Raw genomic sequence first — 13,167 nt, 5'->3', positions numbered from 1 at the left:
ACCCTCTCTCAGATGACTGCGGCACACGCCTAGCCTAAGTGCTCTGCTGTGTTCCCACCCTGAAGCGGTGCCTAGAAAAGACATTGCACAGGTCTAAGAAAGGGCAAGAGCGATTTTACTCAAATTTTACTTAAATATATTTTAGGCGGCAACATGGGATTTGATATAAAATGTAAATTTTTGTCGTTGTTTAGGGAGTTTTTGGTCTATCACCACCGCTCGCTGGAGTTTCGTGCGAAGGTCTTTGCGGCTATCATCTCGGCCAAACTCAATCCCGAAGAGGACGATTTTGAAAATTTATACGATATCTCGAGCGAAATTTACGGCGGCGACGAGAACCGCAAACGCGTACTTATAGAAACCACCAAAGAATACGTCTCCCGTATCAAACGCAAAGACCCTATGACGCTTGATAGCTTGCTCTTGGCGATCGACCAGGCCATCAGAGCGAACAAAAACTACGCGCTAAAGATCGACTTTGAGCACCTGCGCAGGCTCATAGACGCCGACGAATACGAAGGTCTAGTGCAGCAGCGCGTGTATGATTTCTTGTTATACGAGGTAAAAACCTACGCGCCAAATAGATAAAACTTCAAATTTTAAGGTCAAATTTTGCCTATTTTTGCTGCTTTTTTGCGGCGTTTTTTATACGGCTTTTTATTGCGTATCTGATTTTTTTGCCGAAGATGTGCTTAATGACGGCATTTACAAAGAGGTCGATATGTCGGAGGCCGGCAGCGCGACCGATATAAATTTTACCGTTAAAAAGGCCGGTATCTACGAGATAAGTTTCATCTACGCGCAAGATCCGCAAACGCAAAAAGAGGAAGAAAAGCTCAGCGAGGAGGTCTTCCCGGGATACGGCAGCGACGAGTTTACGAAGTGGTTTTGCCAGAAAACTACAGCTGCTAAGCTAGCCGGCTACTACGGTTATACGACGCAAGGCGTCCCTGAGCCCATTGGCACGAGCGAAGAGGAAAAAGAGGCCTGCACGGGCGAAAAAATATTACTAAAAGTTATGCTCAAATCTCTACAAAACCGCAAAATAAGCTACGTAAAAGGCGGCGAGGCGAACGAACTAAAACAAAATTTAAGTGCCATAACCGAAAGCTTTGATCTGTCAAAATACGGCGCGACTTCATGGTACAGCGCGCCAAACGGAGGCTTTGCGCACGATAAAGTTTTGCTCCGCGCAGAGCTCGAAAAAGGCGAATATAGCGTAAAAGTACAGGCTGTAAGCGACGCGCCTGAGCTAAAAAAGATCATGACGTTTATTAAAATTAGCAGATATCACAACTGGAAATGATGATTTGAGAGATTTTGCACGTCAAATTTGACTAAATTTACTAAAAATTCCTAAGTCCTATTTCTAAATTTGAATGGATCAAATTTGGATCAAATTTAGACTTCGCCTGCGTCAAATTTCCGAAATTTTCGCCCGTGTCGAGGAAATTTTGTAGATAGTAAACGCCTCTATATCCGTGCTCGTACAAAATTTCGCTCATGGCAGAGATATCGGCCTCGTTTAGCAAGTCCGCATGCACCGTAGTTCTAACCTCAAATTTAAAGTCGGTTTGCAACAAAAACTCAAGCGTTTGCAAGAAGTTTTTATACAAATTTGAGCCCGCAACCTTGAGAAATTTTTCCTTCGTCGCTTTAAAATCAAGCGCGATGTAGTCGATCAAATTTAGCGAAATAGCCTGCCCAATCGCGGTCAAATTTGAGCCGTTAGTATCGACTTTGAGCGAAAAGCCGCGCGACTTTACTTCGCGAGCTAGCGGCAAAAATGCCGGGCTAAGCGTGCATTCGCCGCCGCTAAAAACCACGCCGCTAAGCTTACCTTTGCGCTTGTCTAAAAACTTGATAAACTCTACGCAGCTAATCTGTCCGGCGCCCGTGACGATAGGAACGTTGTAGCAGTAGGCGCAGCGCATGTTGCAGCCCGCAAACCACGCTATACAGGCCGTTTTGTCGGGGTAGTCGAGGGTCGTAAATGGGGTGAGCGAGTAAAGCGGAAAATCAGCGTCTTTCACGTTTTACTCGCAGGTGTTTAGCGGGATTTTGGTTCGCAAAATTTTACGCGCTCTTTGTGCTCGCCTTTTTTGCCGAGGTTAAAGCTCTCTACAGGGCGGTGGTAGCCCATCACGCGGGTGTAAACGACGCATTTCGTGCGCTTTGCCTCAAGCGAAGCTAGGATTTCTTTGTCGCTCATTTGTCACTCCTTGATAATTGATGTCAAATAGTATAGCACTTTGTAGATAACTAGCGTCTTAAATTCCGCTGCATGCTTTTGTTTTTCAGCCGTTGTTAAAAGTATGGTAATATCCGAGTTACGATTAAATTTAAAACAAAGGAAAAACATGACGAAAGTCAAATTTCACGGCGCGGATATCGCGCTAAAAGGCGAAGAGGTATTCGTGGGCTCATATGCGCCCGAAGTAGCACTTGTCGGACAAGATCTAGGCGAGTTTAAGGTCGGCGGCAACAACGGCATCGAGATATTAGTCGCCGTTCCGTCGCTAGATACGGGCGTTTGCGCGACGGAAACGCGTAAATTTAACGAAAAAATGGCAGCCAAAGCGGCGATCAAGCTAAGCGTGATCTCGATGGATCTGCCGTTTGCGATGGGTAGATTTTGCTCCACGGAGGGTATCAAAAATTTAAAAGTCGGCAGCGATTTTAGAGCTAAAGAGTTCGGCGAAAAATACGGCGTAATCATCGGCGAAGGGCCGCTTGCTGGGCTTTTAGCCAGAGCCGTTTTCGTCATCAAAGACGGCGTTATCATCCACAAACAAATCGTCCCTGAGATCACGGACGAGCCAAACTACGACGCGGTGTTTGACGCGATAAAATCAAGCGGAGGTTGCGGCTGCGGGTGCATGTAAGCCGCTACATTTAAAGGCCGCGAGAGCGGTCTTTTCTGCATAAATTATTAATTTTTTACGCTTAAATTTACTTCTCATCTTTTAATATAGCGATAGTTTTTGTCTCAAATTTTAACTCATATCCATAAATTAAAATCGTCTTTGCTTGTGCTTGTGATTTAGCAGCGCAAAAGTTAGGTAAATTTAAATGCAGTAAAAGCGAGTCGTGCTTAAATTTGCCAAAAATCCAAGCAAATTTAAGCACTCGCCAGTAAAATTTGGTCTAAATTTTACTGACACCCCTCACACTCGATCGAGCGATCGGCGACGTTGTTTAGCTTCTCGCTATCAGGGCTTTCGGAGCGTAGATAGTAGGTAGATTTTAGTCCCAGCTCCCACGCAAGCGTGTAAATTTCGCTTAGATATCCGCCGCTAGCCTTGTCTAGACTCATGAAAATATTTAGGCTCTGTCCTTGGTCGATCCACTTTTGGCGGATGGCGCCGGCACGCACGAGCACGCGCTGATCTAGCTCATAAGCAGGCGTGTAGAACTGCCACGTCTCAGGGCTGAGATTTGGCACGACGTTTGGTATCATACCGCTTAGGTTGTGCTCGAACCACTTGCGCTTATACACGGGCTCGATCGTCTGTGTGGTGCCTACGAGTATGCTGATGCTCGACGTCGGCGCGATCGCCATCAGATAGCCGTTTCGCATACCGTCTTTTTTGACCTTTTCGCGCAGTTTGCCCCAGTCGCAGGCATTCTCGTCAAATAGCCCGCCTCTGTCGTTTAGAAGCGCTTTGGCGTTTGCGTTTGCCGTGTCGATAGGCATCACTCCCCTACTCCACTTCGAGCCTTCAAAAAGCGGATACACGCCCTTTTCTACCGCCAAATTTGAGCTGGCGTAGATGGCGTTGTAGCTGATATTTTCCATCACGCTATCGATTAGCGCTAGGTGCTCGTAGCTGCCCCATTTCACACCCCGTTCGGCTAGCATCTGCGCCTCGCCCATGACGCCAAGGCCGATCGAGCGGGAGGCTAGGTTAGTGTGTTTGACCTTTTTGTGCGGGTAGAAATTTAGATCGATGACGTTGTCTAGCATGCGTACGGCGATCGGCACGACGCGCTCGATGTCCTCTTTTTTGTTGATTTTGCTTAAATTTATACTCGCGAGGTTGCATACGGCGGTTTTGCCCTCGACGCTTTCTTTTTCAACGATGAAAATTTGCTCGCCGCCGATGCTATCTAGCGCGCTTAGCTTTTTGGCTTTTTTGGTTATGCCGCTATCGACGGTGACGTCTTCTTCCTCGTCAAATAGCCGCTCGGAGCCGTTATCAAACGTGATCTTGATCTTGTAATAGTTTGGTTGCGTATTTTGGAAAATTTCGGTGCATAAATTTGAGCTTCTGATTATGCCGTCGTGGTCGTTTGGATTGGCTTTGTTTGCGTTATCTTTAAAGCACAAAAACGGCATGCCCGATTCAAAATAGCTAGTTAAAATTTTCTTCCACAGTTCTTTTGCCATGACGACGTTTTTTTGGATCTTTTCGTCGTTTTCGTATGTTATATAGCGAGCCTCGAACTCATCGCCGTATAGATCGCACAGATCGGCGACCTCTGCGGGGTCAAATAGGCTCCAGCGCGCGTTTTCTTTTACGCGTTTCATGAAAAGGTCGTTTATCCAAAGCGCAGGGAATAGCTCGTGCGCTCTGCGGCGCTCTTCGCCCGAGTTTTTGCGCAGATCCAGGAAGTCGCTCACGTCCATGTGCCACGGCTCGACGTAGACGGCTATCGCGCCCTTTCTCGTGCCTAGCTGATCGACGGCGACGGCGATGTCGTTGGTTACTTTTAGGAACGGGATGATGCCGCCGGCTGCGTTTTTATGTCCGTCGATGCTACCGCCCATAGCGCGCACCTTGCACCAGTCCCAGCCGATACCGCCGCCAAATTTGCTTAGTAAGGCCATCTCTTTGTAGCTATCAAAAATTCCCTCGATATTATCGGGCGTACTTCCCACGTAGCAGGAGCTCAGCTGATGGCGCGTCGTGCGGGCGTTTGAGAGCGTCGGAGTGGCGAGCATGACTTCAAATTTAGATATGAGGTCGTAAAATTTCTTCGCCCAGCCTTGGCAGTCTAGCTCGTTTTGCGCGAGGAACATTGCGATCGCCATAAACATCTGCTGCGGAAGCTCGATCGGCGCGCCGCTGCGGTCTTTGATCAGGTAGCGGTCGTATAGCGTCTTGATGCCTAGATATGCAAACTGCAAGTCGCGCTCGGGCCTTATGTAGTCATTTAGATCGTCCAGGTCGTATTTTTCTTTTAGTCCAGGTATGATACGGCCCGCTTTTTCGCCTTTTTGCAGATAGTCGCGTAGGTGGTTGTAGCCGCTAAAGCCCGTGACCTTGTGATAAAGGTCGTACAGAAATAGCCTCGCCGCTACGAAGGTCCAGTTCGGGCGGTCGATGTCGATCTTTTCGACGGCTGTTTTTATGAGGGTTTGTTGTATCTCCTCGGTCGTTATCATATCGCGAAATTGAATTTTTGCATCCACCTCAAGCTCGCTTAGGCTCACGTTTGCCAGCCCAGCGACCGCCTCGCTCGTGTATTTTTTGATCTTGCTTACGTCAAGCTCTTCCGTACGTCCGTTTCGTTTGAGTACTTTCATTAAATTTCGCCCTGCTTTCCGAATACTCTTTTAAATATCCCGTCCACGTGCCTGGCATAATACGCATAATCAAAGCACTCTTTTATCTCTGCTTCGCCCAGGCTTGCGCGTAGCTCCTCGTCGGCGAGCAAATTTTGTAAAAATAGGCTCTCTCCGTTTTCGTTTATCGCTTTTTTGCCCTCTTGTAGATCCGCCCAGACCTTCATCGCGTTGCGCTGCACGATCTTATATGCGTCCTCGCGAGAGATCCCGCGTTGTGGAAGCTGCAGAAGCACGCGCTGAGAAAAGACGAGCCCGCCGGTCAAATTTAGATTTTTCATCATATTTTCCGGATAAACTACCAAATTTGCGATCAAATTCGTAATGCGCGCGAGCATGAAATCAGCCGTGATGAAGGCGTCGGGTAGGATAAATCGCTCGACCGAGCTGTGACTAATATCGCGTTCATGCCAGAGTGCGACGTTTTCGAGCGCAGGCGTCACGTATGAGCGCAGCATCCTGCAAAGGCCGGTGATGTTTTCGCTAAGCACGGGATTGCGCTTGTGCGGCATCGCGCTAGAGCCTTTTTGACCGGGGCTAAAGTACTCCTCTGCCTCGTAAACTTCCGTCCTTTGGAAGTGGCGCACGGCGACGGCGATCTTTTCGCAGGTGGCGGCCAGGACGGCGATCGCGCTGATGACGTGGGCGTAGCGATCGCGCTGGATGACCTGATTTGACGCTGGAGCGGGCTTTAGACCGAGCTGCTCGCAGGTTAGCTCCTCAAACTCGAGCGGTGCGTGAGCGAAATTTCCCATCGCGCCGCTTAGTTTGCCGTAGGCGGCGACCTCTTTGGCGTCTTGCAGTAGCTTTAGCGCGCGCGCGACCTCGTCGTACCAGACCGCAAGAACTAGTCCGAAGGTGATCGGCTCGCCGTGGATGCCGTGGCTGCGGCCGACCATCATCGTGTTTTTGTGCTCCTGTGCTCTGGTTTTGATCGCGCTCATTAGGCTTTTTACGTCCTCTATGATGAGCTCCATGCTGCTTTTGATCTGAAGCGCGACGGCGGTGTCGATGCAATCTGAGCTAGTCATGCCGTAGTGCACGAAGCGGCTCTCGTCGCCCAGACTCTCGCTCACGCTCGTTAGAAACGCGATCACGTCGTGCTTGGTCGTCTTTTCGATCTCGTCGATGCGCGTGACGTCAAATTTTGCGTTTTTGCAAATTTTCTCGCAGTCCGCATCGCCGATGAAGCCTAGCTTATTCCATGCCTTGACCGCAGCCCTTTCGACCTCCAGCCATGCGCCGTATTTTGCCTGCGTATTCCACTTTTGCGCCATCTGTTCGCGCGAATATCTCTCTACCATTTTTAGCCTTTTTTATGTGAATTTTTGTATAATTTTTTAAGAAAAGATTATATAAAAACTGGGCTGAAATCGCGGTTAGTATCCGCTAAATTTGCCCTTAAATTTTAGATTTAAAGAGTGAAAATTGCCTTATATTCATAAATTTATCGCGCATGCCGAAGGGCAAAAAGCGTATGAAATTTTGCTGCAAAACGGCTATAAAATGCGCGAAGCCCAGCGCCTAATTGACAAAGGTAGACTCATCTGCGACAGCATGGTCGTCAGCGAGAAAAATGCCTTGCTAAGCGGCGAAATTTGTCTGATAGAGTATGAGACGAATCCGCGCGGGCTAAAGCCGATTTTTGAGTGCAATAAATTTGCGGTTTTTGATAAACCTAGCGGCGTGCTCAGTCACCCAAACGGTAGACATTGCGAGTACTCGTTAAACGATGAAATTTGGTCACTCTACGATCGCGAAGCGTCAGTCGCACATCGTCTAGACTGCGAAACGAGCGGACTCATCGTCGTGGGTAAAGACAAAAAAGCGGTCGTAAATTTGAAAAAACTTTTTGAAAATCGGCAGGTTTATAAGAGCTACGTCGCGCTCGCGCAGGGAAAGATAAGCGAAAATTTGCGTATCGAAGCAAATATGGATCTAGCAAACGACTACGACGACGTAAAAATGCGAATGCGAATTTGCGAGGACGGTAAAAGCGCTGTGACAGAGATTTCGCCGATAGAGTATTTTGCTGATATTGATGCGACTCTGGTGCGAGCCGTACCTCTCACGGGCAGACAACATCAAATTCGTTTGCATTTGTTCCACGTGGAACATAAGATTTTAGGCGAACCGCTCTATGGTCTCTCGCGACCACAAATCGAAAAAATTTTAGATAAAGAGATGAGCGAAAGCGAGCGAATTTTGATAACAGGCGCGCCGAGGTTACTGCTGCATTCGGATGAAATTTGCTTTAAATTTGACGGCGTAGAGTACAAAATAAAATCCAAATTTGACGCTAGAAACGAGTTTTATAACCTCGTAAAGTCAAAGTAAAAGATAAGCAATGAAGTTAGATATCAAGCAGTTAAAATCAGAATTTGAAAGCGGACTAAATACGCAAAATTGGTTTAAAAGCGTTGGCAAGCACTCGTTAGACGCCGATAAAATTTTCGCTCCGTTTAGCGTTAAATTTGTAAAATTTGAGCAGCTACCAAAGCTGTTAAAATCAAACGAATGGAACAATATCGACCTTGATATATTTGCCGAAATTTGTCGTTTTAGCGATCAAATTTTACGGCAATACTCGCTGATGGATGAGCTCGCAGGCGCGGCTAGGGAGATTTTATCGGTTAAAAAAGATCATTTGATCCAAGATATCCGGGCGTGCGGCTTGCCGGCTGAAACTTATGATTATTCGGTGTTTCCGATTGTTCTGCGTGCGTTTCAAGAGTACGGCATACGTAAAATTTGCCCGAATTTCCGCATTGATTTCAATACAAATTTGCTAAAAATATTAATTTTAGGCTATCTTCCTTGCGGCTGGAAGCATAATGTACCAAAGCTCCGGGAGGCTTATAACCCAATTACATTTGTGGGCGATAGCGTAAGGTGGCAGAATAAATTTAGCTACGGTGACGGAGTGTTGTATGTTTATTAAAAAATAAAATTTAACCACAATTAATAAAATCTAGGGTTTTACTTTTAGCGCTATTGTGTTATAAATTTTCTACTGATTTGCCTTATAGTTTGAAAAATAATCTCCGAATTTTTCTTCTACTTTTTTGAAATTTTTTATCTTATACGCATCTTTTTTGTCGCGATGATAGAGCATCAGATAGGTCGTAAAGTGTAAAATATCCAAAATTTCGGCACGCAAATTTTTATCTTTTATCTCGGTTTCTAGGCAAATTTTTAGGATTTTCTTAAAAACTTTCTTATCGAAATAGCAAAAATCATAGAGCAAAACGAAAAACGAGTCGTCGTTATTTCTGTCTATTTGCTCTCTTAAAAATGCTATATCATCGGTTTCGTTCGTCATAAAAAGCCGTCTTTATGATTAGACCGAGCCCTATAAAAACCACAACGCAGACAAAAACTATCTGGCATATATCAAGTAGCGTCATTTTGCCGTCTTGGCTATCGTTTTGCCGCTTGTTTGATTGTCGCGCTCTTTTAGCTGACCGCACGCCGCGCTGATGTCAAGGCCCTTGCTTTGCCTGATGGTGCAGGTCACGCCGTGATCGCGTAGGTACGTCTGAAATGCCTCCATATCGGCCGTGTTCGGGCGTCCGTATTCGCTGCCTTCGTGCGGATTAAAGTAGATCAAATTTACCTTCGCCTTGATGCCGTGCAGCAGCGAAATGAGCTTTTTAGCGTCTTTTATACCGTCATTCATGTCTTTTATGACGAGATATTCAAACATCACTCGCTTGCGCATATCTATCGGAAAGCCCCTCACAGCCTCCATAACGGACTCGATTTTGTAGGCGTTATTTATCGGCATCAGTTTGCTGCGAAGCTCGTTAGTAACGGCGTGCAAAGATATCGCTAGCAACACGCCCAGATCCATCTCGCCGAGCTTTTTTATCTGGCTACCTAGCCCGCTCGTGCTAACGGTCTGGCGGCGCGGAGCGATAGCTAACCCGTCGTTTTCTTTTAAAATTTTTATAGCCTTACTAACGTTTTCTAGGTTATCCAGAGGCTCGCCCATACCCATATATACGACGTTTACGCGGCGTTCGTAGGGGATTTTATTTTCTCTTTTTATCCACAAAATTTGCCCTACGATCTCGCCCGGCGTTAGGTTTCTCGTTAGTCCGCTCTTACCCGTTAGGCAAAACGAACAGCCCATGCGGCAGCCAACCTGCGAACTAACGCAGATCGTATAACGAGCGTGGCGCGCCACCTCGCCGTTTTCATCGCTGAGCTCCTCTTTCATCGGCAGCAACACGCTTTCTATCCGTAGTCCATCTTTGAGCTCGAAAAGATACTTGATCGAGCCGTCGCTGCTCTGCTCAAATTTGACGCATTTTAACGGGTCGAGGTAAAACTCCTGCGCCAAATTTGCGCGCAAATCCTTCGGCAAATTTAGCATCTCGTCAAAACTCGTTGCGTTTTTTTTGTATAGCCACTCGAAAATTTGCTTTGCGCGAAACGGCGGCGAGAGCTGTTCTTTTAGCTCGTCTAATGTAAAATCAAGCAAATTTTTCAAATGATTTCCTTTTGTTTTAAATATTTTTCGAGCTCTCTTTTGGCTTGCTCGTGGTTTTTTATAAAATCGGCATGCGCGTTTTTATCGCAAAAATTCGTCGCTACAAATATACCATAAGCCGGGATTTGAAATTTTTGCGCAACTTTAAGGACGGCAAAAAACTCCATATTTTCTAAAAAATATCCGCGATTGAAAAGCTTGTGAGCCAAATTTTGATCGGTCGTGATGAAATTTGATGAATTAACCTTGTATGTTCCACGTGGAACAACAGAAGCGATTTCACTCTCTATAGGTGAATAGCTCTTGTTTTCAAGGCCTGAAATTTCGATGTTTGCCGCGGCCGAGCTTTCGTAAATTTCAAGAACTTCGCCATCTTTGTAAAGTCCTGCCGAGCCTACAAAAATGATTTCGCTCGGCAGTGCGTTTAAAATTTTATCCGGATTTTGTGAAGTTTTTGCGCTTTGCAAAATAGGCGAATCTATCAAATTTAGCCTCTCGTCAAGTTGCCGGCTAGTCGTCAAATTTTGCCCGTATCTGCCGCAACCATCAACCATAGCTCGCTTTTGCAAAAGCGCCGTCAAATTTATGCTCATATCCACTAGTCCCACGCCCATAGGTAGAGCGAATGCAAATACTTCATTTCGTCCGGCTGAAATAATCATGCCACACCCTTTTGTGCACTAAATTTGAGTTTAAATTTCACAGCCTAACCTCGATACCTTGCTCCCGCAAATATGTCTTAAGTGCCTTTATCTCAATTTCTCTAAAGTGAAAGATAGAGGCTGCCAAGCACGCGTCCGCACCCGCTAAAAACGCATCTTTAAAGTGCTCCATTTTGCCCGCGCCGCCGCTTGCGATGACGGGGATACCAAGCTCGCTAAAAATACGCGTCAAATTTAACTCAAAGCCGTTTTTAACGCCGTCGCAGTCCATCGATGTGAGTAAAATTTCGCCCGCACCGCGCTCTTGCGCTTCTTTTGCCCACGCTAGAGCGTCTTTGCCGGTATCTAGCCTGCCGCCGTTTATAAACACGCTATAGCCCTCGTCCGTTTTCTTCGCGTCGATCGCAACTACGACGCATTGCGAGCCGAATTTATTCGCCGCTTCGTCTATCAAATTTGGATTTTTTATCGCAGCTGAGTTGAGGCTGATTTTGTCGCAGCCGACGTTTAGCAGGCGCGAGATATCGTCGATCGTGCGTATGCCGCCGCCCACGGTCAGCGGGATAAAAAGCTCGCGCGCGACCCGCTCTACGACGTCCACGATCGTATCGCGCTCAAGGTGCGACGCCGTGATATCGAGGAAGCACAGCTCGTCCGCGCCCTCCTCGTTGTAGCGCTTGGCTATCTCGACCGGATCGCCCGCATCCACGAGACCTACGAAATTTACGCCTTTTACCACGCGTCCGTCTTTGACGTCTAGGCACGGGATTATGCGTTTTGCAAAATGATTCATCGCTCTTCTTTAGCTAAAATTTGGCTTTATTTTAGCTAAATTTGACTTATCTAATCATTACATAAGATATTTTTGGGTAAAATCGGCGAAATTTAGGAAAAAAATGGAAAATATTAAAGCAAAAAAATACTTCGGGCAAAATTTTTTACACGACGAAGCGACGCTAAACAAAATCATCCAAGCGATTCCCAAAGATACGCAAAATATCGTTGAAATTGGGCCTGGCTTAGGTGATTTGACATTTAGAATTTTGCGGATTTGCGGCGTAACTAGCTATGAGATAGATACCGAGCTTTTTGCGCTGCTGCAGAAAAAATTCGCAAACGAAATTCAAAACGGACGATTGAAACTTTTTTGCAAAGACGCGCTGGATCAATGGAGCGAAGACGGCCTAAGCGATGAGCCGTATTTTTTAGCGGCAAACCTGCCCTATTACGTCGCTACGAAGATGATCCTAAATGCAATCGAAGACGAGAAATGTCGCGGCCTGGTCGTGATGATACAAAAGGAAGTCGCGCTCAAATTTAGCGCAAAAAGCGGCGATAGAGATTTTAGCTCTTTGGCGATTTTGGCTTCGCTTCAAGGTAGCTGCGAGCTGCTTTTTGACGTGGATGCGAGCTGCTTTAACCCGCCGCCGAAGGTGACTTCCTCGGTTATAAAACTGCAAAAAAGTAAAAATTTAATAGGCGAAACCGGTGTATTTGAGAGTAAATTTGAATACGAAAAATTTAAAACTTACCTCAAAATCGCCTTTAGCGCGCCTAGAAAAACGCTGATGAAAAATTTGAGTTCAAGCTACGAGAAGTCTGAACTCGAGCGAATTTTTAGCCTGCTAAATTTGAGCGCAAATATCCGTCCGCACGAGCTAAATGTCGATCTTTATCTAGAAGTATTTAAAAATTTAAAGGAAGATAATGAACGACAAGAACGAAGAAAAAGCGGTGGTTTCTCAGGGCAAGAGCAATAAAAAGCGCAGATTTCGCCCGAGAAATAAAAATAAACAAGAAAATTTGGACCAAAACGCGCAAAATGGCGAGCAAAAAGCCAGCCAAAGTGTGATAGATAATTTCTTTTTAGAGCCTTTTGACGGCGGCGAACAGCCTAACGCTAACAAACAAAACGGCAAAAAAAATCGCAGTAAAAACAACAAACAAAACTCTCAAAATAGCGCGCAAAGCGAAAATAAAAACGCTAACAAGCAAGCCGCTAACGCCGAAAATCAAACAGCCGAAGCTAAGCCTAAAAAACAGAGAAAGCCGAAGAAAAATTTACCTGCCAAACTAAACGGAAACGAGCAGTGGCAGCAAGATATCGCCGCGTCTATGGAAGCGAACAAAGCCGTCCACGAACTACGCCTCGAACCGATGAAATACCTAAACTCGACCGATCATAGGATCCGCATCACGCCTCTTGGCGGACTAGGCGAAATCGGCGGAAATATGACGATATTTGAGACCGACACGAGCGCGATCATCGTGGATATCGGCATGAGCTTTCCTAGCGAGAGCATGCACGGCGTGGATATCCTGATCCCCGACTTTGACTACGTGCGCAAGATAAAAGATAAGATAAAAGGCGTCGTCATCACGCACGCACACGAGGATCATATCGGCGCGGTGCCCTACTTTTATAAAGAGTTTAAATTTCC

General features: G+C 46.3%; 16 protein-coding genes and 1 other RNA gene. 7 read left to right on the top strand and 10 right to left on the bottom strand.

The window, feature by feature from the left end; all coding sequences use genetic code 11:
- Positions 1-2: 2 nt before the first annotated feature.
- Positions 3-100, bottom strand: an RNA gene (gene ffs / locus RWM02_RS06585) — signal recognition particle sRNA small type.
- A gap of 53 nt (positions 101-153) precedes the next feature.
- Here ffs and RWM02_RS06580 point away from each other — a divergent pair.
- Together RWM02_RS06580 and RWM02_RS06575 are read left to right on the top strand one after the other, a co-directional pair.
- Positions 154-588 carry a hypothetical protein gene (locus RWM02_RS06580; protein ID WP_122863124.1) on the top strand — a complete coding sequence of 145 codons (435 nt, stop codon included), beginning with the start codon at positions 154-156 and terminating at the stop codon, positions 586-588.
- Between the two features lie 100 nt (positions 589-688).
- On the top strand, positions 689-1,306 hold the full coding sequence (locus tag RWM02_RS06575) for a DUF5625 family protein (protein WP_314070330.1): 618 nt from the start codon (positions 689-691) through the stop codon (positions 1,304-1,306).
- A gap of 40 nt (positions 1,307-1,346) precedes the next feature.
- Here RWM02_RS06575 and RWM02_RS06570 read toward each other — a convergent pair whose 3' ends face one another.
- Together RWM02_RS06570 and nrdD are read right to left on the bottom strand one after the other, a co-directional pair.
- Positions 1,347-2,033, bottom strand: coding sequence for an anaerobic ribonucleoside-triphosphate reductase activating protein (locus RWM02_RS06570; protein WP_314070327.1), 687 nt, complete (start codon positions 2,031-2,033; stop codon positions 1,347-1,349).
- 17 nt (positions 2,034-2,050) lie between these two features.
- A complete protein-coding gene (nrdD, locus tag RWM02_RS06565) occupies positions 2,051-2,212 on the bottom strand; it encodes an anaerobic ribonucleoside-triphosphate reductase (RefSeq protein ID WP_004321737.1) in 162 nt (53 codons plus the stop codon).
- A gap of 148 nt (positions 2,213-2,360) precedes the next feature.
- Here nrdD and tpx point away from each other — a divergent pair, with 148 nt between their 5' ends.
- Positions 2,361-2,885: a thiol peroxidase gene (tpx, locus tag RWM02_RS06560; protein ID WP_122862272.1), complete on the top strand. Its 525-nt coding sequence runs from the start codon at positions 2,361-2,363 to the stop codon at positions 2,883-2,885.
- Positions 2,886-3,154: 269 nt separating this feature from the next.
- On the opposite strand, the gene RWM02_RS06555 is transcribed toward tpx, so the two are convergent.
- On the bottom strand, positions 3,155-5,530 hold the full coding sequence (locus RWM02_RS06555) for a ribonucleoside-diphosphate reductase subunit alpha (protein ID WP_314070323.1): 2,376 nt from the start codon (positions 5,528-5,530) through the stop codon (positions 3,155-3,157).
- Complete coding sequence (gene purB, locus RWM02_RS06550; protein ID WP_314070321.1) at positions 5,530-6,873, bottom strand: adenylosuccinate lyase; 1,344 nt, start codon at positions 6,871-6,873, stop codon at positions 5,530-5,532. The genes RWM02_RS06555 and purB overlap by 1 nt, the downstream gene beginning before the upstream one ends.
- Positions 6,874-6,997: 124 nt before the next feature.
- Between purB and RWM02_RS06545 the strand changes: the two genes are divergently transcribed.
- Together RWM02_RS06545 and RWM02_RS06540 are read left to right on the top strand one after the other, a co-directional pair.
- The gene (locus tag RWM02_RS06545; RefSeq protein ID WP_314070319.1) at positions 6,998-7,906 is read left to right on the top strand and encodes a pseudouridine synthase family protein; all 909 of its coding nucleotides are present in this window, start codon (positions 6,998-7,000) and stop codon (positions 7,904-7,906) included.
- A 10-nt stretch (positions 7,907-7,916) separates the two neighbouring features.
- Positions 7,917-8,510 carry a hypothetical protein gene (locus RWM02_RS06540; RefSeq protein ID WP_122862268.1) on the top strand — a complete coding sequence of 198 codons (594 nt, stop codon included), beginning with the start codon at positions 7,917-7,919 and terminating at the stop codon, positions 8,508-8,510.
- Positions 8,511-8,579: 69 nt separating this feature from the next.
- Here RWM02_RS06540 and RWM02_RS06535 read toward each other — a convergent pair whose 3' ends face one another.
- The 5 genes from RWM02_RS06535 to hisF are packed head-to-tail and all read right to left on the bottom strand — an operon-like array spanning position 8,580 to position 11,519.
- Positions 8,580-8,891, bottom strand: coding sequence for a hypothetical protein (locus tag RWM02_RS06535; protein WP_232037832.1), 312 nt, complete (start codon positions 8,889-8,891; stop codon positions 8,580-8,582).
- Positions 8,872-8,976 (bottom strand): cellulose biosynthesis protein BcsF, encoded by a 105-nt coding sequence (gene bcsF / locus RWM02_RS10615; protein ID WP_390887743.1) that lies wholly within the window; start codon positions 8,974-8,976, stop codon positions 8,872-8,874. The genes RWM02_RS06535 and bcsF overlap by 20 nt, the downstream gene beginning before the upstream one ends.
- Positions 8,973-10,064, bottom strand: coding sequence for a dual-specificity RNA methyltransferase RlmN (rlmN, locus tag RWM02_RS06530; RefSeq protein WP_314070314.1), 1,092 nt, complete (start codon positions 10,062-10,064; stop codon positions 8,973-8,975). Before rlmN ends, bcsF begins: the two co-directional genes overlap by 4 nt.
- Complete coding sequence (locus RWM02_RS06525) at positions 10,061-10,726, bottom strand: purine-nucleoside phosphorylase (protein ID WP_314070312.1); 666 nt, start codon at positions 10,724-10,726, stop codon at positions 10,061-10,063. The genes rlmN and RWM02_RS06525 overlap by 4 nt, the downstream gene beginning before the upstream one ends.
- Positions 10,727-10,763: 37 nt before the next feature.
- Complete coding sequence (gene hisF / locus RWM02_RS06520; protein ID WP_314070309.1) at positions 10,764-11,519, bottom strand: imidazole glycerol phosphate synthase subunit HisF; 756 nt, start codon at positions 11,517-11,519, stop codon at positions 10,764-10,766.
- A 103-nt stretch (positions 11,520-11,622) separates the two neighbouring features.
- On the opposite strand from hisF, the gene rsmA reads away from it, so the two are divergent.
- A complete protein-coding gene (gene rsmA / locus RWM02_RS06515) occupies positions 11,623-12,486 on the top strand; it encodes a 16S rRNA (adenine(1518)-N(6)/adenine(1519)-N(6))-dimethyltransferase RsmA (RefSeq protein WP_314070307.1) in 864 nt (287 codons plus the stop codon).
- Positions 12,434-13,167: MBL fold metallo-hydrolase (locus tag RWM02_RS06510; RefSeq protein WP_314070304.1), on the top strand; the 734-nt coding region annotated here is incomplete at its 3' end. The genes rsmA and RWM02_RS06510, both read left to right, overlap by 53 nt.

This window comes from Campylobacter showae, from assembly GCF_963515975.1.
Classification (GTDB): domain Bacteria; phylum Campylobacterota; class Campylobacteria; order Campylobacterales; family Campylobacteraceae; genus Campylobacter_A; species Campylobacter_A showae_F.
This window is presented reverse-complemented; position numbering and strand designations above follow the sequence as displayed.